General features: G+C 35.3%; 19 protein-coding genes. 12 read left to right on the top strand and 7 right to left on the bottom strand.

Features of this window, described 5'->3' with window-relative positions:
* Positions 1-17 precede the first annotated feature (17 nt).
* From IPI15_RS00525 to IPI15_RS00505, 5 genes are all read left to right on the top strand, one after another.
* Positions 18-758, top strand: coding sequence for a ubiquitin-conjugating enzyme E2 (locus IPI15_RS00525; protein ID WP_287402419.1), 741 nt, complete (start codon positions 18-20; stop codon positions 756-758).
* 36 nt (positions 759-794) lie between these two features.
* The gene (locus IPI15_RS00520; protein ID WP_287402417.1) at positions 795-2,525 is read left to right on the top strand and encodes a hypothetical protein; all 1,731 of its coding nucleotides are present in this window, start codon (positions 795-797) and stop codon (positions 2,523-2,525) included.
* Positions 2,509-3,411 (top strand): MPN domain-containing protein, encoded by a 903-nt coding sequence (locus IPI15_RS00515; RefSeq protein WP_287418784.1) that lies wholly within the window; start codon positions 2,509-2,511, stop codon positions 3,409-3,411. The genes IPI15_RS00520 and IPI15_RS00515 overlap by 17 nt, the downstream gene beginning before the upstream one ends.
* Before the next feature lie 15 nt (positions 3,412-3,426).
* Positions 3,427-4,794 carry an ATP-binding protein gene (locus tag IPI15_RS00510; protein ID WP_287418783.1) on the top strand — a complete coding sequence of 456 codons (1,368 nt, stop codon included), beginning with the start codon at positions 3,427-3,429 and terminating at the stop codon, positions 4,792-4,794.
* Between the two features lie 258 nt (positions 4,795-5,052).
* Entirely contained in the window at positions 5,053-5,976 is a 924-nt protein-coding gene (locus tag IPI15_RS00505) for a hypothetical protein (protein ID WP_287418782.1), read from the top strand.
* A 314-nt stretch (positions 5,977-6,290) separates the two neighbouring features.
* On the opposite strand, the gene IPI15_RS00500 is transcribed toward IPI15_RS00505, so the two are convergent.
* A complete protein-coding gene (locus tag IPI15_RS00500) occupies positions 6,291-7,712 on the bottom strand; it encodes an N-acetylmuramoyl-L-alanine amidase family protein (protein WP_287418781.1) in 1,422 nt (473 codons plus the stop codon).
* A 173-nt stretch (positions 7,713-7,885) separates the two neighbouring features.
* On the opposite strand from IPI15_RS00500, the gene IPI15_RS00495 reads away from it, so the two are divergent.
* Positions 7,886-10,573: a putative LPS assembly protein LptD gene (locus IPI15_RS00495; protein ID WP_287418779.1), complete on the top strand. Its 2,688-nt coding sequence runs from the start codon at positions 7,886-7,888 to the stop codon at positions 10,571-10,573.
* 956 nt (positions 10,574-11,529) lie between these two features.
* On the top strand, positions 11,530-11,811 hold the full coding sequence (locus IPI15_RS00490; RefSeq protein WP_287402407.1) for a GNAT family N-acetyltransferase: 282 nt from the start codon (positions 11,530-11,532) through the stop codon (positions 11,809-11,811).
* Positions 11,812-12,170: 359 nt separating this feature from the next.
* Here IPI15_RS00490 and IPI15_RS00485 read toward each other — a convergent pair whose 3' ends face one another.
* Entirely contained in the window at positions 12,171-13,139 is a 969-nt protein-coding gene (locus tag IPI15_RS00485) for a methylmalonyl-CoA mutase family protein (RefSeq protein ID WP_287418777.1), read from the bottom strand.
* A 115-nt stretch (positions 13,140-13,254) separates the two neighbouring features.
* Here IPI15_RS00485 and IPI15_RS00480 point away from each other — a divergent pair, with 115 nt between their 5' ends.
* The 3 genes from IPI15_RS00480 to IPI15_RS00470 all read left to right on the top strand — a co-directional run bounded on the left by IPI15_RS00480 (position 13,255) and on the right by IPI15_RS00470 (position 15,431).
* Positions 13,255-14,475, top strand: a complete 1,221-nt coding sequence (locus tag IPI15_RS00480) for an IscS subfamily cysteine desulfurase (protein ID WP_287402403.1) — start codon at positions 13,255-13,257, stop codon at positions 14,473-14,475.
* Positions 14,476-14,542: 67 nt separating this feature from the next.
* On the top strand, positions 14,543-14,962 hold the full coding sequence (gene iscU / locus IPI15_RS00475) for a Fe-S cluster assembly scaffold IscU (RefSeq protein WP_287402401.1): 420 nt from the start codon (positions 14,543-14,545) through the stop codon (positions 14,960-14,962).
* A gap of 142 nt (positions 14,963-15,104) precedes the next feature.
* Complete coding sequence (locus IPI15_RS00470; RefSeq protein ID WP_287402400.1) at positions 15,105-15,431, top strand: HesB/IscA family protein; 327 nt, start codon at positions 15,105-15,107, stop codon at positions 15,429-15,431.
* 374 nt (positions 15,432-15,805) lie between these two features.
* Here the strand turns inward: IPI15_RS00470 and IPI15_RS00465 are convergent, their stop codons facing one another.
* The 3 genes from IPI15_RS00465 to kdsA are packed head-to-tail and all read right to left on the bottom strand — an operon-like array spanning position 15,806 to position 18,195.
* Positions 15,806-16,858: an NAD(P)/FAD-dependent oxidoreductase gene (locus IPI15_RS00465; protein WP_287418776.1), complete on the bottom strand. Its 1,053-nt coding sequence runs from the start codon at positions 16,856-16,858 to the stop codon at positions 15,806-15,808.
* Positions 16,828-17,382 carry an FAD-dependent monooxygenase gene (locus IPI15_RS00460; protein ID WP_287418774.1) on the bottom strand — a complete coding sequence of 185 codons (555 nt, stop codon included), beginning with the start codon at positions 17,380-17,382 and terminating at the stop codon, positions 16,828-16,830. Before IPI15_RS00460 ends, IPI15_RS00465 begins: the two co-directional genes overlap by 31 nt.
* A 3-nt stretch (positions 17,383-17,385) precedes the next feature.
* Complete coding sequence (kdsA, locus tag IPI15_RS00455) at positions 17,386-18,195, bottom strand: 3-deoxy-8-phosphooctulonate synthase (RefSeq protein WP_287418772.1); 810 nt, start codon at positions 18,193-18,195, stop codon at positions 17,386-17,388.
* 312 nt (positions 18,196-18,507) lie between these two features.
* Between kdsA and IPI15_RS00450 the strand changes: the two genes are divergently transcribed.
* Complete coding sequence (locus IPI15_RS00450) at positions 18,508-18,972, top strand: hypothetical protein (RefSeq protein ID WP_287402392.1); 465 nt, start codon at positions 18,508-18,510, stop codon at positions 18,970-18,972.
* Positions 18,973-19,234: 262 nt separating this feature from the next.
* On the top strand, positions 19,235-20,995 hold the full coding sequence (gene aspS / locus IPI15_RS00445) for an aspartate--tRNA ligase (protein WP_287418770.1): 1,761 nt from the start codon (positions 19,235-19,237) through the stop codon (positions 20,993-20,995).
* 186 nt (positions 20,996-21,181) lie between these two features.
* Here aspS and IPI15_RS00440 read toward each other — a convergent pair whose 3' ends face one another.
* Complete coding sequence (locus tag IPI15_RS00440) at positions 21,182-21,877, bottom strand: DUF2490 domain-containing protein (RefSeq protein WP_287418768.1); 696 nt, start codon at positions 21,875-21,877, stop codon at positions 21,182-21,184.
* A gap of 52 nt (positions 21,878-21,929) precedes the next feature.
* Positions 21,930-23,078 carry a Na+/H+ antiporter NhaA gene (gene nhaA, locus IPI15_RS00435; RefSeq protein ID WP_287418766.1) on the bottom strand — a complete coding sequence of 383 codons (1,149 nt, stop codon included), beginning with the start codon at positions 23,076-23,078 and terminating at the stop codon, positions 21,930-21,932.
* Between the last annotated feature and the right edge of the window lie 177 nt (positions 23,079-23,255).

Below are 23,255 nucleotides of genomic sequence, written 5' to 3'. Positions count from 1 at the left end.
TATTAAATCAAGACGACATGTCAAACGTTTCGTATAATTTCAAAGACCCAATATTTGAAAAGAATTTCCTGTATAGAAGATTGGCAAAAGAACATTTGCTATTGCAAGAAATAGAGTCAGACCTGATAAAAATTGAGGTAACTGACGTAAGGGGCCCATTGAAAATTCCTGACACCTATTATATTCATTTTTATCTAAAAAGCATCACAGGCATCAATGATGACCAATCACCGAAATATGGAGATCATCATATTGTAGAGCTCCACCTTCCATTAAAATACCCCATGGAATCACCAAGAATTTACATGAAAACAGAAATATGGCACCCCAATATCAAATGGGAGGGGAAGTTCAAGGGTCGAATATGTGGTAATACCAAAGAATATGGAAAGGGTTATGATCTGACACAGTTAGTATTCAGGATAGCCGAAATCCTTCAATTTAAAAACTATCATGCAGAAAACACACCACCATTTCCTGAAGATAGCCTTGTGGCCAAATGGATAAAAGAATACGCTGAGCCTAATAATATCGTGAACAAATGGAAGGAAATATACTCCGATGATGTAGATCTATCCAGACATGTTGCCGCTGAATTGAAAGAAGAAAAACCTGCCGAAATAGTACAAGATTCAGAAAATACAGCACATGATAAAAAATTCAAAATGTCCTTCTCCAAAAACCTTGAGAAATCTTCTGAAGAGAACGATGAAGATAGCCAGGAGAATGACAAAAAAATAAAATTCAAAAAGAAATAATCTTTGAAATCGCTTCCCTGTATAATAATATTCCTAATGGCATTTATTTGCTATTCGAAACCAGCCTATGGACAAATGTCTCAGGAAGATAAGTCGTGGATGCAAATAGAAACTTTCTCAGGGAGCAATGAAAAAAAGATAATCTTACTGAATTCATATATTAAACAATATCCTAATAGCGAACGTAAAAGATTAGCAATAACATACAGAGACGAGCTTAAAAATATATATGCTGATGCGATTTATGAAAAAGCTCTGACCACCAATGACCCACAAATAATCAGGGATGCAATCACAAAATACCCAAATCAAAAAAAAGCGCGAATAGCTAGACAGAGATTAAATCTTCTTGACCAAAAAGCATGGTCAAAAACAGATAAAAATGACAGTCTTAGCTTAAGAAATTATGTTTCCAACTTTCCGGGAGGAATACATAAAAAAGAGGCGATGGCAGGAATGATTAGGTTCGACCCACAAATCAATATACCAGAAACAGCAAAAGCAGAAAATAATACTGATTTACAGAAAATGGGAGTTAAAACACTTCAGAAATTTATAGTTCAGAATTCAGGATCTCCTCTTGTTGTTGAAGCTCAAAAAATCCTGGTTCAAAAAGAACTGTTCTACTATAAAATAGCAATTTCCAATAAAAACAATATTGTTAATTATAGAAATTCAGTCAACAAATTTCAGGAATTATTTCCAAAGAGCAAAAGACTAAATGAACTTCAAAATGACCTAAAAGCCCAACAAGTAATCTATGATTCAAACAAGAACAATCCTGCTTTTGTAGCTTGGACCAAACTAAACAAAGATGACTTAGACGAATTGAGAAAGTATAATGAGAAGTTTCCGGACAGCGAATTCAAAGAAAAATTAAGAGTATTAGAGCGAAAACAAGAAGAAATATTATACAATAAAGCATTGAAAAGAAATTCATTAGCAGAAATAGATCTTTATCTGAAAGCTTTCCCTAATGGCAAGTATTCAGCAAAATTAACAAAAGATAAAAAGATCCTTCAGGAAGATAAAAAATATGATGAAGTTAAAAAATTGATAGCAGAGGGAAATAAATACAAACTTTCAGAATTTATTAAAAATAATAAAACCAACCCCCTAAAAAATACAATAGCAAATACGATTGAAAAAAAATCGGACTTGTATTATCTAATCAATCTTACTGATACCGGAATGGTCATTCAGATAATGAATTATGACCGGCCAAGCATCACTGTCTTCGATCCCAATCAAGACATTACAATAGATAGCACTCAACTAAAAGCTAAAGGTGTGATCGTAGCTAATTTTGATATATATAACAGCGAAGCATACTTGATCATCAAAGATTCAAATAATCGAGAGAGAAAAATAAAAATAGATAGGACAATCCGAGCTTCGATGAAGCAATTAAAGGATTTAATAGCATTAATCATAGAAGGTGGCATCCCACCTTATGTACTTGAATTTAAAAATATTGATGTCGGCTATATTGAAAGATCATATGAAGAAATTAATACCAATTCAAAAAATGAATATATAATTTCAACAGATTCACTAAGTGACCTTTCAGGACAGTATGATCTACTTGTAAAAAACAACGACAATGGACAAGCAGTAGTTCTCTCCGGTTTGGTTTTTGAAAATTCAAATAACAGAACTATTTACTTTTCAATTCTTGCGGTTGGAGTCCTGTTTTTGACTATTGGAGTTATAAGGTTGTATATAAGGAGGAGTAACAAGAAGACGATTTTTGACGAATACGAATAAGATCATGATGCTAGAAATATTAAAAATATCTGATTTTCTTACATTGATTATAGCCTCTATTGTCATGTTGTTCATAATATATTTTATTATCAAAAGAATTAATAAAAAGAAAATTCAGTCCAACATTGCTCAAATCAAAAAGTCTGTAGCACACCCGATAACTGAGTCCAACATAACCATATTGAAAAAGAAAAGTAATTATGAAATTCCAGACGTTCACAAGGAAAATCAGCGTCCCAAAATTAATATAAAGAAAAAATCTACCCCTGAAAATCTCAAAGGTGTATCTGTTGAATTTTTTAATAATTTGATCAATTCAAGTGCATTTTTAAATTTTGATATGTCTGAATTATGGCAGAACAGTGTGTTAAGTGATATATATATGAGTGTAGAATGCTGCAATCGTCTTGATGCCTATTTGAAAAAAGAAAACCTGGAGCAAATACAGTTTGAAGCGAATATGATTCCGGAAATTGGTGGAATATTACTTGGTAGATTTAATGAGGAAAGACCATCTAGTTTCAGAATTACATTAGAGGAGTTTATAGCTATTGAAAGTGTTAATCCAAATCTATACACTTTGGAATTTTGTACAGATAGTTTGGTAAAAGAGTTGGGGGATGCCGCCGATACTCATCCTGCTCTCTCTGTGGTTGGGTGGTTCCATACACATCCGGGTCATGGATTATTCCTATCTATACCTGATCTTACTATTCAAATGGGATTTTTCAGAGAATCATACCAGATCGCCATGGAGATTGATAGTTTATCAAGCCAGCTGGATACAGGTTTTTTCACCCAGAAGACAAGCGGAATCATGAACAACAGCATAGATAACAGACCTGCCTGGTATTCTTGGAAGGCTATTATCGATGCAATTAGTTAAAAGTGTGTGCAAGAAATGAAAAGTTTTGAATTAATACATAAAAAACAGAGTTCACAAGGTCATTCTAATGCAGTAACATTGAGTAGAGAATTCAACTGGGTTTCAAAATTTATAAATTCTCAGATGAATAGTTACTTTCAAGCAACTGATCCTACTTCCGAAATCAATGCAATAGATCTCACAAATGACGAATCTACTTACGCTGAATTCATTAAATATTATAATTTTAATATAGATGAAAGAATCATTCTACTGATTGCTATGGCACCTCATGTATGTCCACAGTTGTTAGATTGCTTTTTTTTAAAAAATAGCACTTATGCCAGGTCTTTTACCGAATTCGGTGGTTTGAAAGGGACCACCCACAATGGCTTTCTGCCAACAGGGGAAACTACAATTTTTATATTGTCATTGAATGATCTGATGCATCGATTTAATCTGATACAGTATTTTGCCGGTGATCATTATTTTCAAAAACATAAAATAATAACTTTAGAGAAGGATAATTCAGCCGAGCCCCAATTAAGTGGAAAATTAGTCATAAGCAGAGAATATTTATCCTTACTAACAGAAGATAAAGTTTATGATCCTGCCTTTTCATCAGAATTTCCGGCATCAAAACTTGAAACTAAATTATCCTGGAATGATTTGATTCTTGAAGAAACAACAATACAGCAGGTCACAGAGATAGAAAGTTGGATCAAACTAGAATTGGAGATCATGAACAATCCTGGTTTGGCAAAATTTATAAAACCTGGTTATAGATCACTATTTTACGGCCCTCCAGGAACCGGAAAAACATTGACAGCTAGCCTAATAGGACGGTATACCGGACTCACAGTGTATAGGATTGACCTTTCAAAGGTAGTTTCTAAATATATTGGAGAGACTGAAAAAAACCTTGCGCGCATCTTCGATCAAGGAGAAAATAAAAATTGGATATTATTCTTTGATGAGGCTGATGCCCTATTTGGAAAACGAACTAGTACTTCTGATTCTAAAGATCGCTATGCCAATCAGGAGATCGCCTACTTACTGCAAAGAATGGAAGAATATTCTGGTGTTATAATCCTTGCTACAAACCTTAAAACTAACATGGATGAAGCTTTTAGCCGAAGGTTTCAATCGATGATATATTTTCCTATGCCAAAGCTTGAACAAAGATTGCAATTATGGAAAATAATGTTTCATGCACTAAAGCTGGATGAGGAAGTCAATCTTAGAAAAATAGCTCAGTCGTATGAATTGGCTGGAGGGTCCATAATCAATGTGCTAAGATACTGCGCCTTGCAAAGCTTGGCCAGGAAGGAACAGGTAGTTTACTATGATGATATAATTTTAGGAATTCAAAAAGAACTATTTAAAGAAGGTAAGACACTGTGATGATGGGTGATGGTGATGGGTGATGGGTGATGGGTGCAGTCAGTAGTCATTAATCAGTAGTCAGTAATCAGTAATAAACTAAATTAAAATTTTTAACAGAATAGAGCCAATGGCCAAAAGCTAAAAGCCAATAGCTAATAATTGGTTATCAGTATTTGGTAAAAAAAATACTATAAGGTCAGTTAACTAACGGAGGCTCATTTTAACTTCTAACTTCTAATTTTTAACTTCTATCTTCTAACTTAAATAAAAAATACAATGATAAAATCAATAATTATTCTTACCCTAATAACTTTTATTTACAATAATGGTAGTTCTCAAGATATCATAAAACTGGGTGAGAAAACTGCTAAAAAAGTTCAGCGAAAGGTGGATTCTGGAATAAATCGGAGTATCGATAAAACACTTAATGATGCTGAGAAAGAAATCAAAAATAGTGGCAAGAAGACACCTGACAAGAAAACAAGTAGTTCCTCAAAAACAACTAGTTCGTCATCAACGGGAACCAGTCCTTCAGGAGTTCAGGAAAAATATGATTTTAAACCCTTTGATAAAATCAATTATAGTTTCAAAGCAAATGATATAAAATCACAGGAGGAAACCAGCAATTATTTTAATCAAACAGTGGAATTGGTGCAATTGGAAAATCAAAAAGGAAACTGGATCAAGTTGGAGCCAAATATTGCATATTGTCCATTAAATCAGAAATTATTTTCCAATAATTGGGCGATCGAGATAAATATGATACCTCAACTAAATTTTGAGGCCGCCAACGAGATTAATTTAGGAATTGCATTGGTCGACTCAGTTGATTTTGATAATTTTACATCAAATATATCCTTGGAAACTGGCATATTGGACAGTTTAAAAGATTTTCATTTGATCCAACTAAATAAACCAAAAAGTAAAGAAGAAATAAACATCGTGGTAAAATCTAAGAAAGCCACAAATAAATTACCGGTAAATAAAAAAATTAAATATACACCTGTAGACGCTGCAGTTAATAAAAATACCTTTGGAATTAGCAATTCCGGAACTATAGCTAAAATATATTATTGTAACAAAAAAATCACTTCCTTTCAGAATTCCAGCAAAAATCCAAAAAAAATGATCTTATTTGTTCTGGATGATAGCAATGAATCTTCGCTTTACATACAAAGTCTTGCGGTAACTGTGAAGTAATATCATCAGTGGTCAGTAATCAGTAATCAGTAATCAGTAATTAGTAGTCAGTAATCAGTAATCAGTAATCAGTAATCAGTAATCAGTAATCAGTAATCAGTAATCAAAAAGTCTAATATGATATGCAGAGTTCCTATTGAACCAATATTTATCAAACATTTTGAGGCCCGAAAGGTCCTTTTCCCCTATCGAATTGAGAAAGCTGTTTGATCAAAAGATCAATAACGACAAGGAGCAATTCTACCAAAACACACTACCGCCCATTCTTCGAGTCATTTTCAATTTTCCATTTTCAATTTTCAATTCTGAACTTCTCACCTGCTCCCCATCTTCCCTTCCTCATTCAGATCTTCCAGACTGATTCTTTGTCCATTGCGATAAGCACAAATAAATGCTTCAGGAAATCCTATTTCCCTAGCCTGGGTCTTTACTTCTCCCGCTTCATCCAGCGATGAGCAGATCACCTGATATTTCAATAAATCACTTTCATTACGGGCAATAATATTTTTGAATTCAGACCATTTAGATGCAGACATGTCAATAATATTCTTTGTTACAATTAATTGAACGCAAATCTCAACTCCATTTTTACCAGTTGTGAAATCTTCAGCTTTCATTGGCGTAACCTTTTTAGTCGGCTCCTTAACCTGGACTTTTTGTCTATCCACCGGTTCAATGTCTTTTACTATTTGAGCCACCATCTCAGGCTCATCTTCGAAATCCTTTGCATCAGATTGAGGTTTACTTTTCACAGTTTTTATAGTAGCTAAAGGACTTTCCGCAGAAAATTCAATTGAAGCCTTGTATTTTTCAAATCCATGGAATATGTTTTGCACTATTTCCTTTTTGCCTTTACTGGAAGTCATGTAATCTTCTTCTCCATTGTTGCTGAGGAAACCTGTTTCAACTAAAATAGCCGGCATGGAAGTAGCTCTCAGCACAAGGAAACCAGCCTGTCTGACTCCCCTGGATTTTCTTTGAGACTTGACAGCAAATTCTTTTTCGATCTTTTCAGCTAATGAAATACTTTGATCAAGGTGCGCATTTTGGCACATAGAAAACAGGATATTTCCTTCAGGTGAATTCGGATCAAAACCATCATAGTTTTTCTCGTAGTTATTCTCCAGGTAAATGGATGAGTTTTCTCGTTTAGCAACTTCAAGGTTATCTTTGGCTCTGTGCAACCCTAAAACGTATGTTTCCGTGCCATATGGAGATGTATTAGGATTCCAATTGCAGTGAATACTAATAAATAGATCTGCTTTATTTTTGTTCGCTATGTTAGCACGCTCATATAATTCTATAAATTCATCTTTCTTTCTGGTATAGACGACATTGATATCCGGATATTTGGCAGAGATCATCTCACCTAAATTCAACACATACTCTAGTGTCAGATTTTTTTCTTTAGAATCCGTCCCGGTGCAACCACCATCCTTTCCACCATGGCCCGCATCCAGTACGATAGTTCTTAATCTATATTCTCTTCCATTCTGAGGTACTTCCTTCATTATGGAGTTTAAGACCCCCTCGTTTATTATTTTAGAAAAATTTAACACACGCCCAACTTCATATCCTGTCAATCCTTTCGTTACTATATGGTCATGCTTACAATTGTTGGTATGACTACATTCTTTAATGTCTGTAGCAAAGCTCTTATCGGCAAAAATGAAAGAAAATGTCAGAACTGAAACTATTACAAATCCAGTATTGATTGAATTTCGAAGGGAAGTCATACGCTATATGGTTTTTTGTTTAGTTTTGTGTTTCAATAAGTTCGATATATTAAAATTATTTATATTATAAATAGCAATAGTAATCAACTCATTATAGATTATAAAAATGTATCACAAATATATATCCATTATCTGAATTGACCAATATATCTACCATATTATTATTTTTTTTAATGTGTTTTTGTGTAAATATTTTTGCGCAGGTCGATTCATTGTCTTTAAATAATGCTGGAAATCGCACAGATAGTATTAATATTCAGTTGTTTAAGAGGAATTTAACAAACTCTGATTCATTACCAGTTCCTATTGCCCAAAGAGGTATTGCTAAGATAGCTGCAAAGCAGGATTTGGATGATGTGGTGGAATATGGTTCTAAGGATTCAACAGAGCTAGACAACAAAAATCAAATACTTAGACTATGGGGAGATGCTTATGTGTTCTATCAAAAATATAAGATCAAGGCTCACTATATACAGATTGATCTAAAAAATAATATAGCTACTGCTGAAGTAGGTAAAGATGCTAAAGGAAGACCAATTGGTAAGCCTGATATTCTAATCGATGGAGAACAAGTGGTTGCCAATAAATTATCCTTTAATTTTAAAACTAAAAAAGGCATCATCTACGATGGTAGGATGAAGCAGACAGACCTTTACATCAATGGATCCAGAATTAAAGTTATTGCCGGACCAATTGATAGTGTAAATACAGATGATGTAATATACCAGCAAGATGCCCTCATAACGACGTGTAATCATCCTGAAGCTCACTTTGGCATTCTGGCATCTAAGATGAAGATAGTTCCTGACAGAGTTGCAGTAATTGGTCCTGCATATGTTAAAATAGGTGGTGTTCCCACTCCCCTCGTCATGCCATTTGGTTTTTTCCCAATGAAAAAGACAAAACAAACAGGCATACTATTCCCGAATGACTATAATTTTTCTCCTTTGTGGGGTTATGGGTTAAAGAATATCGGCTATTATTTCCCCATTAATGATAGATTGGACCTTATTCTACAAGGAGATATTTATTTAAGAGGATCTCACCGTGTAGGAATAACTGCAAATTATAACCGTAGATATAAATTTAATGGAAATGCGTCTTTAGAATATTCCACATATTATGGTGAAGCTGTCAGTGACCGCAGATATAGTAAAACTAGGGAAACCGCTTATCGCCTTACCTTAAAACACAATCAGGACCCTAAAGCCAATCCATACCATAAGTTCAGTGGGAATGCTGATATCCAGTTCGGTAAAAGTAAATTTCAATCGTTGAACTATAATGATGCCAATTCCGCATTGAATAACAACTTATATTCTAACATAACTTACAGCAGAATCTTTAGTGGCAAACCTTATAGTTTCAGTGCAGCAATGTCCCATTCTCAGCAATTAGTAACAAGGGATTTTACGCTTGAACTTCCCAACTTGAACTTCAATACACAATCCATTTTTCCTTTTAAAAATCCTAAGAGAGTAGAAGAAAAATGGTACGATCAGATCAGCTTTACGTATTCGGCAGAGTTAAAAAATCGATTTGCGACAAAGGATTCCATCCTCTTTACACCACAGACATTGAAGTCCTCAAAGCAAGGAATGCGTCAAAATGCCAACGTGACCTCTTCTTATAAAGTAATGAAGTATTTCAATATTAGTCCTAGCTTTAGCTATAGCGAAGTGTGGGGATTCAATGAAGTCAAACAAAGTTTTGACCCAACCCAAATCTATGTAGATGACACTACTTTTTTTAATGTCGAAAAAGATTCATTCACTATTAAAGATAAGCTCTTATTCAATGGACGAGCAAGTAAAGACACCCTAAATAAATTTGGGGCCTACAGAACATTTAATGCATCCGTCGGTATCAATACACAATTATTTGGCTTGATGCAATTTAAAAAAGGTTTTTTGCGTGGCATAAGGCATCAGATACGACCAACAGTAGCTTTAGCATTTGCACCCAATTATCAAAGTTATTATGATTCTATCCAGGTCTCTAACAATCCCAATGTATCAAGAAATTCTTACAATAGATACCAGGAATATATTTATGGAGGTCCACCTAATTCAGGACCTCAGCTCGGGCTTAATTTTAATATTTCTAACACGTTGGAAGCTAAGGTCATGGGTCGGCGAGATACAGTAGCGCGAAAAGTTAAAATTTTTGAATCTTTTGGGATAAATACCTTTTACAATTTTGTCGCGGATTCTCTCAAGTTAAGCCCATTAAGCTATAACGCTACTACTCGATTATTTAAAGGCTTGTCCACCTTATCTATGAATGGTAGTTTCGACTTTTATGACAGAAATAGTAAAGATCAGAAAATTGATGTGTTCCTATGGAATTCACAAAAGAAAATAGCAAGATTTGTCATATTTAGTGCTACACTTAATACATCCATGACGGTCCAAAAGATCAGAAAATTCTTAGCAGGTGATCTGTCTGAAAGTGAGGCCGCAACCAGAAAAGACAATAATAAAATAGATCTGAGCAATCAATCCTTTTGGGATTTACTGGATAATTTTTCTATCAATCACACATTGAATGTAGCAGCACGAGACGAGATCGGCAAAAACAAATTTAGATTCAATACCAACTCAGTTACATTTTCAGGATCTATAGCAATAACGGAGAAATGGGGAATCAATTTCAACTATTTTGGGTATGATTTTAAGAATAAAAGTATTGTCTATCCTGATCTTGGTTTCAGCAGGGACCTTCACTGTTGGCAGATGAGTCTCAACTGGCAACCAGTTAGAGGTACTTATTCCTTTACTATCGGTGTCAAACCGGGGACGCTCGACTTCATCAAGATACCAAATAGTAAGAATCGTGCTGATGTGTTTACCAGTTTCTAGATATGTATTGATTTTTTTAATATGAGGGTGAAAAGAAGGTGGGAGTATGGTTCATCGTAATATTGCAATATTACATTTGATACTACATATTTGTGAATCGCCAATCTATTAATATTCCTAAAAATCACTCAAATAATTGCTCAAACCTTTGTAAGAGTAAGGTTCATCGTAATATTGCAATATTACATTTAATACTACATATTTGTGAATCGCCAATCTATTAATATTCCAAATAATCACTCAAATAATTGACCAAACCCTTGCCAGAGTATGGTTCATCGTAATATTGCAATATTACATTTAATACTACATATTTGTGAATCGCCAATCTATTAATATTCCAAAAAATCACTCAAATAATTGACCAAACCTTTGTAAGAGTAAGGTTCATCGTAATATTGCAATATTACATTTAATACTACATATTTGTGAATCGCCACTCTATTAATATTCCAAAAAATCATACAAATAATTGCTCAAACCTTTGTAAGAGTAAGGTTCATCGTAATATTGCAATATTACATTTAATACTACATATTCGTGAATCGCCAATCTATTAATATTCCTAAAAATCACTCAAATAATTGACCAAAACTTTGTAAGAGTAAGGTTCATCGTAATATTGCAATATTACATTTGATACTACATATTTGTGAATCGCCAATCTATTAATATTCCTAAAAATCACTCAAATAATTGACCAAACCTTTGTAAGAGTAAGGTTCATCGTAATATTGCAATATTACATTTAATACTACATATTTGTGAATCGCCAATCTATTAATATTCCAAAAAATCACTCAAATAATTGACCAAACCTTTGTAAGAGTATGGTTCATCGTAATATTGCAATATTACATTTAAGGTATGCTTCTCCTTCATACCCCCAAACCATCACCACCCTCCCAAAACTTATCATTCCAAGTAATGTTCTCGAATAAAAGAAATTCAATAAAATGGAAGTCAAAAGAAATGACAATGGAGTTAAAGGTTCATTTGACGCCTATGATTCAGGCACAGGAGCTGGCACAATGACTTATAAATGGGATGGAGAAGATATTTTCATCATCGAACATACGGAAGTGAATGAAGCATTTTCAGGAAGAGGAGTCGGTAAAAAATTGTTGATGGCAGCTGTTGAATTTGCAAGAGAAAATAATAAAAAGATAAACCCAGTTTGTTCCTTTGCCAAAAGTATGTTTGAAAAGATCGAGGCGATAAGGGATGTTTTGAAATGAATGCTCAGTGTGTCAGTGGTCAGTGGTCAGTGGTCAGTGGTCAGTGGTCAGTTATCAGTCCAATAATCTAGGGAGAGTTCCATCTGTGCAAAAATTTTGTCGAAGATAAAATCCCTCCGTGACCTTTCTTATAAATTGAAGTCAAAAGCAACTTTTTGTAGTAATTTTATTTGGCAAGAGAATGATAATCCTATCTCTCGAATCGTTCTTAATTCTTTGCAATCCTTATCAAATCTTAGAAACTGATTGTTTCGAAGTAAATGACCTTTGTGTTAAAAAAACTTCCTAATGCCAATCGGCAATCAGTTATTCCCCTGTAATGAACTACAGATATTTTTTCATCTTTCATTTTTCTTCCTTTATTTTCCCTCCCCTTGCCAAGCTTTTTCAGCAAGTGCACTCGCCACATATTCAATAAAATAACTACCGGCCACAGGGTCCTGTTCTTTGCCCAAATTTGATTCTATTAAGGCAATATGTACCGAATTCCTTAGTATCCGGGCACTATTCTCACTTTCCTTTTTCAAATCAAGAACGATATGATCTGCTTGCGCCATAGTTGCTACAATCACATTATTGGTATGAAAAAGTGTTTCATTGGGATAATCACCTGTAAGATCCCATGTTATTTCACACAAGAAGGACCTAATTTCCAAAGATCTTGCACTTAGATAATTCAACCAAAATATTTTGATAGCACGCGACTTTACCAGGTCTTCGACAAATTGACCAGACAATTTTATCCTTATTATAACATCTGAAGGGTTAAGTGCTGAGATTTGGTCAAGCTTAGATTTTAACGCTGCCAAGAACTCAAGTATTGAAGTGGCAGTGTCAAATTCAAAAATAAAATTTTGAGAGGAAGTTGAATCATTTGAAGAATTGTAATGTCTAACAATATTCCATGTGACATTTTCGTATTGTTCTTTAAGAGCATTGATCATTGCCTCTGACTCAGCTTCATAAAGCTCAAACCTTGGTTGGATAAAATCCATATGAATTTCTCTAAGCTCATCCGAACTTAAAGTCCCATCACATAAAAATATTGGGGCATCATATCCATGCTTCAAAGAAGATAGAATCTCTTGAAGTGGTAATTTACCATTTCTCAAGTCAAAAACCTCACCTAACCGAATTTGATTATAGCATTTAGGCAAACTGCCCATATATTCCTTAATATCCTCACTACTATAATAAGGAGAGAACTTCATGCCATCGATTTCAAATAGCATCGCATCATATGATTCAACACCAACTTCTTTTATAAAAGCTTTCTTCCAATCCTCATTAGTATATGTTGGGATCTTCAATAAATCAATATTTTCCATAGATTATTTATCAAAAAGGTAAATGTATGAACTATTTAGAAAGGAATTATTAAACATTCTCCTCTAAATGTAGTTATATTTGCATCACTTTTATTTGGATTATATTAAAATAACGATGAACAGAAAGTTAATCTACCTGGATAATAACTCCACAACACCCACCGATCCTAGAGTCGTAGAAGCTATGTTGCCATATTTCTATGAAAAACCCGGTAATGCAGCAAGTAGAAACCACCCTTTTGGATGGGTAGCGGAAGAAGCTGTAGACTATGCTAGAGAGCAGATCGCTGATCTAATACATGTAGATCCTAAAGAAATAATTTTCACATCAGGCGCGACTGAATCAGACAATCTAGGTTTGAAAGGGGTGTTCGAGATGTATCAGTCTAAAGGCAATCATATTATCACAGCTAAAACTGAGCATAAAGCGATCCTGGACAGCTGTAAGAAAATAGAAAAAATGGGTGGCCAAGTCACTTACCTTGATGTGAAAGGTGATGGAATGGTAGACCTTGAAGCGCTGGAAGCGGCTATAAAGCCAGAAACTATTCTTGTCAGTATAATGTGGGCAAACAATGAAACAGGTGTCATTCAGGATATGAAAGCCATCGGTGATATTTGTAAGAAGCATGGTATACTCTTCATGAGTGATGCCACTCAGGCTGTAGGAAAGATAGATGTCAATCCTAAAGAAATGGGTGTACATCTTATGGCTTTTACCGGGCATAAAATGTATGGACCTAAAGGGGTTGGCGCATTATATGTATGCAGAAAGAATCCTCGTGTGAAAGTTACTGCCCAGCAAGATGGTGGTGGACATGAGCGTGGAATGCGCTCTGGAACTTTGAATGTTCCTGCTATAGTTGGTTTTGGCAAGGCCGCTAAGATAGCAAAAGAAGAAATGGTAGCAGAAGCTGCAAGGCTTTCTGCTATGAGAGATGACCTTCAAAAAAGATTGATGGCCAACCTTGAAGAAGTATATATCAATGGCAATGTGGACAGCAGAATGCCACATGTCACTAACCTTTCATTCAAACATGTAGAAGGAGAAGGTCTCATGATGACTTTTAATCAAGAGATCGCTGTATCATCAGGCTCTGCCTGTACTTCGGCTTCTTTAGAGCCTTCTTATGTGTTGGTTGCACTTGGATTAGGGGATGATCTTGCACATTCTTCAATAAGATTTAGTCTTGGAAGATTTACTACAAACGAAGAAATAGATTACGCAGTAGAAGCCCTTACTAAAGGTGTATCACATATGCGCGATTTAAGTCCTATTTGGGAAATGTATCAGGAAGGTATAGACCTGAATAGTGTTGTCTGGAGCGAACATTAACTCGCAGATATTCCTAAACTATCCAATTTTTTCAATTTAACTATACTCTTTTAAAAAAACATATATTATGGCATATTCAGAAAAAGTGTTAGAGCATTTTACTCATCCTAGAAACGTAGGTACGCTTGATAAAGATAAAAAAAATGTAGGTACAGGCCTGGTTGGCGCTCCCGAATGTGGCGATGTTATGAGACTTCAGATCGAAGTTGATGAGATCTCAGGTGTCATTTCTGATGCCAAGTTTAAAACATTCGGTTGTGGATCAGCTATCGCTTCTTCTTCGCTTGTTACAGAATGGATCAAAGGAAAAACAATTGACGAAGCAATGAGTATTGACAATATGGACATCGTTGAGGAATTGGCTTTACCACCGGTTAAAATTCACTGTTCTGTTTTGGCAGAAGATGCTATTAAAAGTGCTATTCTTGATTATAAGAAGAAGAATGGTATCACTACAGGAGCTACTGTAGAGGAAATGGTGAAGTAGTTATTAGTTGTTAATTATTAATTGTTATTTTTCGTGTAACAATTAGTATCCAACTATCTGACATTTAATATTCTTTGAAGAATCAATTATTATTTTGGATTACCAGAATAATAATTAATAATTAATAATTCACAATTAACCAATGTTATTCGTCTCAGACCTTGCCAGAAATCAGATTGATAAGATAAAAACAAGCCAATCAATGGCTGATGATTATTTTATTCGTGTTACTGTGATCAGTGGTGGCTGTTCCGGCCTTTCTTACAAAATGGATTTTGACAATTCTGATCAGCCTCAAGATCAAATATTTGAGGACAATGGAGTAAAAATCGTCACCGACCTCAAGAGTTTCCTTTATTTGTTTAATACCACACTCGAATTTTCAGGCGGCCTTGAGGGAAAAGGATTTTATTTTCAAAATCCAAACGCTACGAGGGAATGTGCATGTGGGGAGAGTTTCGCAGTATAATTGTTAGTTGTTAATTGATAATTATTATTCCTCGACGCAAATAATAAGTAATGGGTAATGGCATGGATTGAGCGGACAAGCTTGATTTGGTTATTGTACTGAAGATCTAACCCATTTTTAAAACTAATAATTTTTACTGCCGCTTTGTTATTAGGAATTGTTCAAAATACTAGTTTTTAAATCAGAAATTTTTAGCAGAAAAAAATTCCGATTTAAACCATTGACAGAACCCCGAAGGTGGTGACATTATATTAGAAAAAAATCAGTAAGAATTTTCGAAACCCCGAAGGCGGTGACATTATGACTTTAATAATCGTATTTCATTTTTGATCAGGTAGTTCAGCTCGATCTCATTACTCATTTCTAATTACTCATTATTCATTACTCAACACTTTCTCCGCTGCTTTCTTCGCCACATTCACCCCATCAATTCCTGCAGAAACAATGCCTCCTGCGAATCCGGCACCTTCTCCGCATGGATAAAGATTCATTATCTGTGGATGATTCAATAATTCTTTTACACGGGGTATTCTAACAGGACTGCTGGTCCGACTTTCAACACCGACTACTACTGCATCATTCGTCAAATATCCACCAAGTTTTTTTCCGATGGTCCTAAAACCTTTTATCAGTCTTTCCGTAATAAATCCAGGCAATAATTTATCTAATCTAGCCGCATAAATACCAGGAATATAAGAGCAAGCCGGCAAATCCAAACTTTCTTTTCTATCCAAAAAATCCATCAACCTCTGAGCTGGTGCCTTTTGTGAACCATCACCATTGTTGAAGATCGTTTTTTCTATTGATGCCTGAAAAGCTAAAGCGGAAAAAGTGCTTTTCCCGAATTTTTCAGGTATGTCTTCGAGTTCAACAGAAGTAACAAAACCACTATTGGCAAATGCACTATCTCTTCTGGAAGGTGACATTCCATTGACCACGATCTCTCCTTCCTGAGTCGCCGCAGGCACAATCATACCTCCCGGGCACATACAGAATGAAAATACTCCCCTACCCTCTTCTTGCGCTACCACACTATAAGGAGCTGCCGGCAATCCTTCGGGTCTTTCAGGACTTGAATATTGAATCTGATCTATAAGTACTTGAGGATGCTCTACCCGGACACCCAAGGCAAAAGGCTTAGCCTCAAGTAGTATATCTTTCGAGTGCAATAAACTATATATATCTCTTGCACTGTGCCCGGTAGCAAGAATCATAGCATCACAATGAATTTCTGATCCATCCTCAAATATGCCTTTAGTTATTGAATCATTTTTTATTACAAAGTCAATGAGCTTCTTTCCAAAATGAATTTCACCACCAGCTTCAAGAATTGCTTCCCTCATAGATGCAATGATCTTGGGAAGTTTGTTGGTACCAATATGTGGATTGGCATCTATCAAGATGGACTGTTCTGCACCGTGAAACAAAAAGTATGTAGAATCTGTCTTACATCACCTCTTTTAGTAGATCTTGTGTATAATTTCCCGTCAGAATAAGTTCCAGCTCCACCTTCCCCAAAACAATAATTACTATCCTCATTAACGATACTTTCCTGCATAATAGCGCGGATATCACGTCGTCTGGCCTGGACATCCTTTCCTCGTTCTACTACTATTGGCTTCACCCCAGATTGAATCAACTGAAAAGCAGCGAAATAGCCTGCAGGTCCGGCCCCTACGACCAAAACTTTTTTTAGATCAGCTGCTTCCTTGAGCGGTATCAAGTTTTCGAATCCATTTTTTATTGGAATCAAATCAATCGATTGAAAACGAAGAACATACTGAACTTTTCCTTTTCGTGCATCAATCGAACGACGTGTAAGTCTTAACTTTCCAAATGGAATTTTCAGTTGTGGAAATTTTGAGTAAAGAATCTGTTCGTGAACATATTCGTTATCAACCTGATGAGGCGCCACACTTATCTCGTAAAAAGCTTCTTCGTTTTCCTCCATTTCCTAAATTACTGCATTTCTTACTTTCACTAATTGATCCAACAATTCCTCCAACTTGTCTAATTTAAGCATATTGGCACCATCGGAAAGTGCAACTGCCGGATTTGGGTGAGTTTCAATAAATAATCCATCTGCTCCAACTGCAATAGCGGCTTTTGCAATCGTTCCTATCATGGCAGGATTGCCACCAGTGACCCCACTCGATTGATTTGGTTGTTGCAATGCATGAGTACAATCCATGACCACAGGCACTTCAAATCCCCTCATCACCGGGATACTTCTATAATCAACTACTAGATCCTGATAACCAAACGTGGTACCTCTTTCTATTAGCCAGACATTATCATTGCCGGTAGTTTTTACTTTATCCACAGCGAACTTCATGCCTTCTGGACTTAAAAATTGGCCTTTTTTAATGCTTACTACTTTTCCGGTAACTCCTGCAGCTTTCAAAAGGTCAGTTTGGCGACACAAGAAAGCAGGGATTTGAAGCACGTCGACATATTTTGCAGCCATTTCGGCCTGATAAGATTCATGAATATCTGTCGTAACTGGCAGATCAAAATGTTCTCTAACCTGGCGGAGTATATCGAGTCCAAACTCATCTCCCATACCCGTAAAACTATCACCTTTCGATCTGTTTGCCTTTTTAAACGAACCTTTAAAAATATAAGGGATATCACGTTCTAATGTAAGTTTTTTGACTTTTTCTGCCACTTCAAAACAAAGATCTTTACTTTCAACAGCACATGGTCCTGCGATTAGGAAAAATTGACGATGATTGCCTTGCTTAATAACTTCCAGTGTATTCATTTACTATTTTTGTAGCTGCAAAATTACTATAATTATTGGATGAAAGGTTAGATGATATTTTTCCAACGATATAAATGATCTTTTCAAAACAGTTTTTAATTGCCATTCAACGGATTTCTATTTTTTGTATGGGTATCGTTAACTATTAAATGTATATTGATAATTTATTTTACTTTAAGAAGGCCAGGAAGATTCTGATAATGGATAAAGTTGCACCTTAGTCAGGTCTTTATATGTCATTAATCGAAAAAACGAAGAAGCCTTTAATTAAATGTAGTTTAGATTTGTTGTAATGAAAAATACGCTGTAAAGATGATCGGAAGACTGAAAAAAATGTTGGGCATAGACGGACTTAAAGTAGAAATAATTGCATCGGACATATATGATGCTGATAAAGAATATATCGATGGTGAGTTAATTCTCCTTTCTAAATATCAATTAGTGATAGAATCAATTGAAGTCAGAGTTATTGAAAAATACACCAGAGGCCGTTTTAGGACTAAAAAAACTGATGAATATGACATTGGTTCGATCAAAACTGGATTTTCACTTCCTATGACTACAAACAAGTTAATCACAGTTCCTTTTAAGATCCCGGTAGATTACTTAATGTCCTCAATGGACAAATTCGGCAGCAAAAACTTTCTTTTCAAAGGCCTTGCCAAAGGTGCTAAAATGCTTAAAGGAGTTAAGTCTCAATATAGATTAGAGGTAGAAGTCAAGATTCAAGGATCTGCTATTAATACATTTACGAAACAAGATGTGACGGTAGTGTGAGAGTGTGATAGTATTAGAGTATAACAGTTGACTGTAGGGATAAGGCTTGCCCTTGTCCGTCAAGTAGAATATAAGTCGATAGTATTAGAGTAGAATAGTATTATAGTATAACAGGTGTTTTCAGGGATAAGGCTTGCCCTTGTCCGCCAAGCAGAACATAAGTAGATAGTATTACAATCCCCCAATCCTACGTATATATTTATCATTTATAATTTGTCATTATATATTTCCTTACTTTTGCAGCTTCTAAAAAAGAAATATCATGTATAGAACGCATAATTGTGGTGAATTAAGAAAGGAAAATGTTGGTCAAACAGTGACTCTGAGTGGTTGGGTAAGTACTAGTAGAGACTTTGGAGGACTGACATTTATTGACCTCAGAGACAGATATGGTATCACTCAATTAGTATTCGACACGGAAACAAATAAGGGCTTAGGAGAAAAAGCTCAAACACTTGGACGAGAATATGTCATTAAAGTTACTGGAATTGTACGGGAACGATCCAGTAAAAATGCTAACAGACTTACAGGTGATGTCGAAATAGATGTAAAAGAACTTGATATACTTAATGTTTCAAAAACTCCCCCTTTTACAATTGATGACAATACGGATGGTGGTGATGACTTACGGATGAAATACAGGTATCTCGACTTAAGAAGAAATCCTGTCCAGCAAAATATCATCTTTCGATCCAATATAACTATAGAAACCAGAAAGCATCTATCCGGAGAAGGATTTATAGAGGTAGAAACTCCTTTTTTAATAAAATCTACACCAGAAGGTGCCCGCGACTTTGTCGTTCCTTCCAGAATGAATCCTGGTACTTTCTATGCACTTCCACAATCACCTCAGACTTTCAAGCAATTATTGATGGTAGGTGGTCTGGACAAATATTTCCAGATTGTAAAATGTTTCAGAGATGAAGACCTGCGCGCTGATCGTCAACCGGAATTTACACAGATAGACTGCGAAATGGCCTTTATCACTCAGGAGGATATCCTGAACACTTTCGAAGGTCTAACAAAACACTTATTTAAAAGCGTTTTGAATATTGAACTTCCCTCTTTCCCAAGAATGACCTATGATGAAGCTATGAGTAAATATGGTTCAGACAAGCCTGACCTTAGATTCGGTATGGAATTCATTAATGTAAAAGAAGCAGTGAGTGGAAAAGATTTTGCAATATTTGATCAAGCAGAGTCAGTGATTGGAATTTGCGCCAAAAGTTGCGAAGCTAACTTTTCTAACAAGGACATGAAAGAGCTGACTGAATGGTTGCAAAGACCTCAGATCGGTGCTAAAGGGCTTGTTTATATAAAGTTTGGAGCTGAAGGTATCAAATCTACAGTTGGAAAATTCTATTCAGATGAAGACCTTTTGGCAATAGGCAAATTATTCGGAGCTGAGCAAGGCGATATGTTACTTATCCTTTCAGGTGAGTTAGAGAAAACTCAAAAACAGCTTAGTGAATTACGCCTTGAAATGGGTCGCAGGCTCGGTCTCTTAAAGGATGGAGATTTCAAACCATTATGGGTAGTGGATTTTCCGCTACTTGAATGGGATGAAGATTCTCAAAGGTTCTATGCTATGCATCATCCATTTACATCGCCGAAAAAATCAGATATTGAGAAAATGAAGTCTGGTGACAGGGCCACATTAACCAGCCTGAGAGCAGATGCATATGACTTGGTTATTAATGGCTCAGAGATAGGAGGTGGTTCTATAAGAATCTTCGATAAGGAACTACAGTCTAAAAACTTTGATCTTCTCGGATTCACTAAAGAAGAAGCAGATATACAGTTTGGGTTTCTGATGAATGCCTTCGAATTTGGCGCGCCACCTCACGGAGGTATTGCTTTCGGGCTTGACAGATTGTGTGCAGTAATGAGCGGCAGTAATAGTATCAGAGATTTTATTGCATTCCCAAAAAACAATCAGGGAAGAGATGTAATGATAGAAGCTCCCGCAGCTATAGATAAAGCGCAATTGAAAGAACTAGGTCTGGAACTTGGAAATATTTAAACTTTTGCAAAAATAAATAGGCAGTCTAGGTCAAGATCTGTCTTGATGATTTATTGAAATATTAAGGACTGTAATTTATCAAAACATCTATATGATAAATACTATGGGAAGGAATAATGGTAAACTGAATACTTATGCATAGCATTTGTTTGTAATCAAAATCACCGCACAACTGTTTTCATAAAATTATAGTCTATGATGCAAACTTACCTGCAATTGATTCTTTTTCCATGAATTTGTAGTTTGATTCATAACACCGAGCCGGACTTGCACCCCATTTTGTATGAAGTAACCGATTGCCATGTATAATCTATTCCTATCGAAGATTTCTACATGATTTCCATTTCCGATATTTTGCTGACCATTGATGAATAACTCATCGTAAAACGCCAGATAAATAGTTTTCCTCTCCATCCTTGTCTTATTTAAGGGAACATTTATCCCCACCTTGTATCTATATCTGATTCGAAAGTTTTGATTCTCAACAAATCTTTGCTCAAATCGAAATCTATGATTTGCATATATACGGCTTCCTAACTGAACAGGAAACATTACGTCTTGATAAATTCTACTTTCCATGGTAGTCAAATTATTTTTACCATATGCTCCTGAATGGACATTGGTATAACCTAGTCCGAAATTTAATTTAGTACTTATGGGGCTGAACGTAAGCCCACCTGAAATTAATAACTGTTCAAGATCACCTCCAATATTCCAGTTACGATATTGCACATCTCCTTGAAATCCCCATTGACTATTATTAAAGTTGGTAGTAATAAAATACATATACCAAGCACCTAATTTGTCATTATTTAATTGTGCATTTCCCGATTCAGGAATGAGTATATAAATAAAAAGCACAAGCATAAATAAACGAGTCATATATAAAGTCAGAGTTTTGCTGCCGATTTGCAAATGTAAATTTCCAAATGACCTAGCTTTCCTCCACCTCTCCATCAAGTGTGAAGTTCAGCCATAAATACCCGATTATTCCCGCTATAACTGAAGATATAAGAATTGCAATTTTCGAATCGTTTATTATGGATGTATCATCAAAAGCAAGGAGAGTAATAAAGATCGACATTGTAAAACCTATACCCGCTAAAATACCAGCCCCGATAATATTTTTCCATTTTAAATCAGTCGGTAATGCACAAAGTCCTAAACCAGCACCAATAAAAGAAAAAAGAAAAATGCCCAGGGGTTTACCAATCAACAGTCCAGCCATGATTCCTACACTACTTGTATGTGCCATGCCGCTCTGCCAATTGTCACCTATAGCAATACAAGTATTAGCGATAGCGAATAAAGGCACTATAAAGAACCCAACCGGTTTATGCAAAATATGTTGTAGGATATAAGAAGGTGATTTATCTCCTCCATCACCAAAAGGGATCGCAAAGGCTAATAAAACGCCTGTTATTGTGGCGTGAACACCGGAATGTAACATAAAGTACCACATAACAATACCCCCAACTAAATAAGGAATTAAGTTATGCACTTTCAATCTATTTAGGACAAGTAATGCTCCAAATACTCCCATTGCTATGGATAGATCCACAAAAGAGATTGATTTCGTATAAAAAATTGCAATTATCATTATTGCTCCTAAATCATCCATTACTGCAAGTGCTGTAAGAAATACCTTTAATGATGTCGGAACTCTATTACCCAGAAGAGATAAAACACCGATTGCAAATGCAATGTCAGTTGCCATAGGAATCCCGGCGCCTGACTGTGTATTTGTTCCATAATTAAGAATTAAATATATTCCTGCCGGGACAAGGATCCCACCTAGTGCTCCTATTATAGGTAATGAGGCACTTTTTAAATTTGACATTTCTCCGTGATACACCTCTCTCTCTAATTCCAAACCAATCAATAGAAAGAAAATGGTCATCAACCCATCATTAATCCAATGTATTAAATTGTGTCCGCCCAGATCAAATTGCCAAAAGTTAATATAGCTTGTTTGCCATACTGAATTTGCAAAGACAAGTGAAAGAACTGTTACAAAAATTAATATCAGCCCACTTGCTTTTTCGCTTTCAAAAAATTCGTTAAAAAGTTTTGTTAATTTCATTCGTATTTCATTTGCACCATCCTCTGTTATCTTTAAGATAGCATCAAGGATAAAATCAATAGGCAGAATATGTATTTTAGCTATATTTCAATCATAATTACAGCAAAAAATCATAAATACTTGTCAAATATATTAATTCTTTTGATAATATTTTCCAATTCCAGACTTAACCAAAGT

It is taken from the genome of Candidatus Brachybacter algidus (assembly GCF_016707225.1).
Classification (GTDB): domain Bacteria; phylum Bacteroidota; class Bacteroidia; order Chitinophagales; family Saprospiraceae; genus Parvibacillus; species Parvibacillus algidus.
This window is presented reverse-complemented; position numbering and strand designations above follow the sequence as displayed.

Bases quoted from the DNA above. Each gene is read 5' to 3' on its own strand.
- nhaA (WP_287418766.1), bottom strand. From the start codon at position 23,078: ATGAAATTAACAAAACTTTTTAACGAATTTTTTGAAAGCGAAAAAGCA.
- IPI15_RS00440 (WP_287418768.1), bottom strand. From the start codon at position 21,877: ATGACTCGTTTATTTATGCTTGTGCTTTTTATTTATATACTCATTCCT.
- IPI15_RS00505 (WP_287418782.1), top strand. From the start codon at position 5,053: ATGATAAAATCAATAATTATTCTTACCCTAATAACTTTTATTTACAAT.
- aspS (WP_287418770.1), top strand. From the start codon at position 19,235: ATGTATAGAACGCATAATTGTGGTGAATTAAGAAAGGAAAATGTTGGT.
- IPI15_RS00450 (WP_287402392.1), top strand. From the start codon at position 18,508: ATGATCGGAAGACTGAAAAAAATGTTGGGCATAGACGGACTTAAAGTA.
- IPI15_RS00485 (WP_287418777.1), bottom strand. From the start codon at position 13,139: ATGGAAAATATTGATTTATTGAAGATCCCAACATATACTAATGAGGAT.
- IPI15_RS00460 (WP_287418774.1), bottom strand. From the start codon at position 17,382: ATGGAGGAAAACGAAGAAGCTTTTTACGAGATAAGTGTGGCGCCTCAT.
- IPI15_RS00495 (WP_287418779.1), top strand. From the start codon at position 7,886: ATGTGTTTTTGTGTAAATATTTTTGCGCAGGTCGATTCATTGTCTTTA.
- IPI15_RS00480 (WP_287402403.1), top strand. From the start codon at position 13,255: ATGAACAGAAAGTTAATCTACCTGGATAATAACTCCACAACACCCACC.
- IPI15_RS00510 (WP_287418783.1), top strand. From the start codon at position 3,427: ATGAAAAGTTTTGAATTAATACATAAAAAACAGAGTTCACAAGGTCAT.
- iscU (WP_287402401.1), top strand. From the start codon at position 14,543: ATGGCATATTCAGAAAAAGTGTTAGAGCATTTTACTCATCCTAGAAAC.
- IPI15_RS00525 (WP_287402419.1), top strand. From the start codon at position 18: ATGTCAAACGTTTCGTATAATTTCAAAGACCCAATATTTGAAAAGAAT.
- kdsA (WP_287418772.1), bottom strand. From the start codon at position 18,195: ATGAATACACTGGAAGTTATTAAGCAAGGCAATCATCGTCAATTTTTC.
- IPI15_RS00520 (WP_287402417.1), top strand. From the start codon at position 795: ATGGCATTTATTTGCTATTCGAAACCAGCCTATGGACAAATGTCTCAG.
- IPI15_RS00490 (WP_287402407.1), top strand. From the start codon at position 11,530: ATGGAAGTCAAAAGAAATGACAATGGAGTTAAAGGTTCATTTGACGCC.
- IPI15_RS00500 (WP_287418781.1), bottom strand. From the start codon at position 7,712: ATGACTTCCCTTCGAAATTCAATCAATACTGGATTTGTAATAGTTTCA.
- IPI15_RS00470 (WP_287402400.1), top strand. From the start codon at position 15,105: ATGTTATTCGTCTCAGACCTTGCCAGAAATCAGATTGATAAGATAAAA.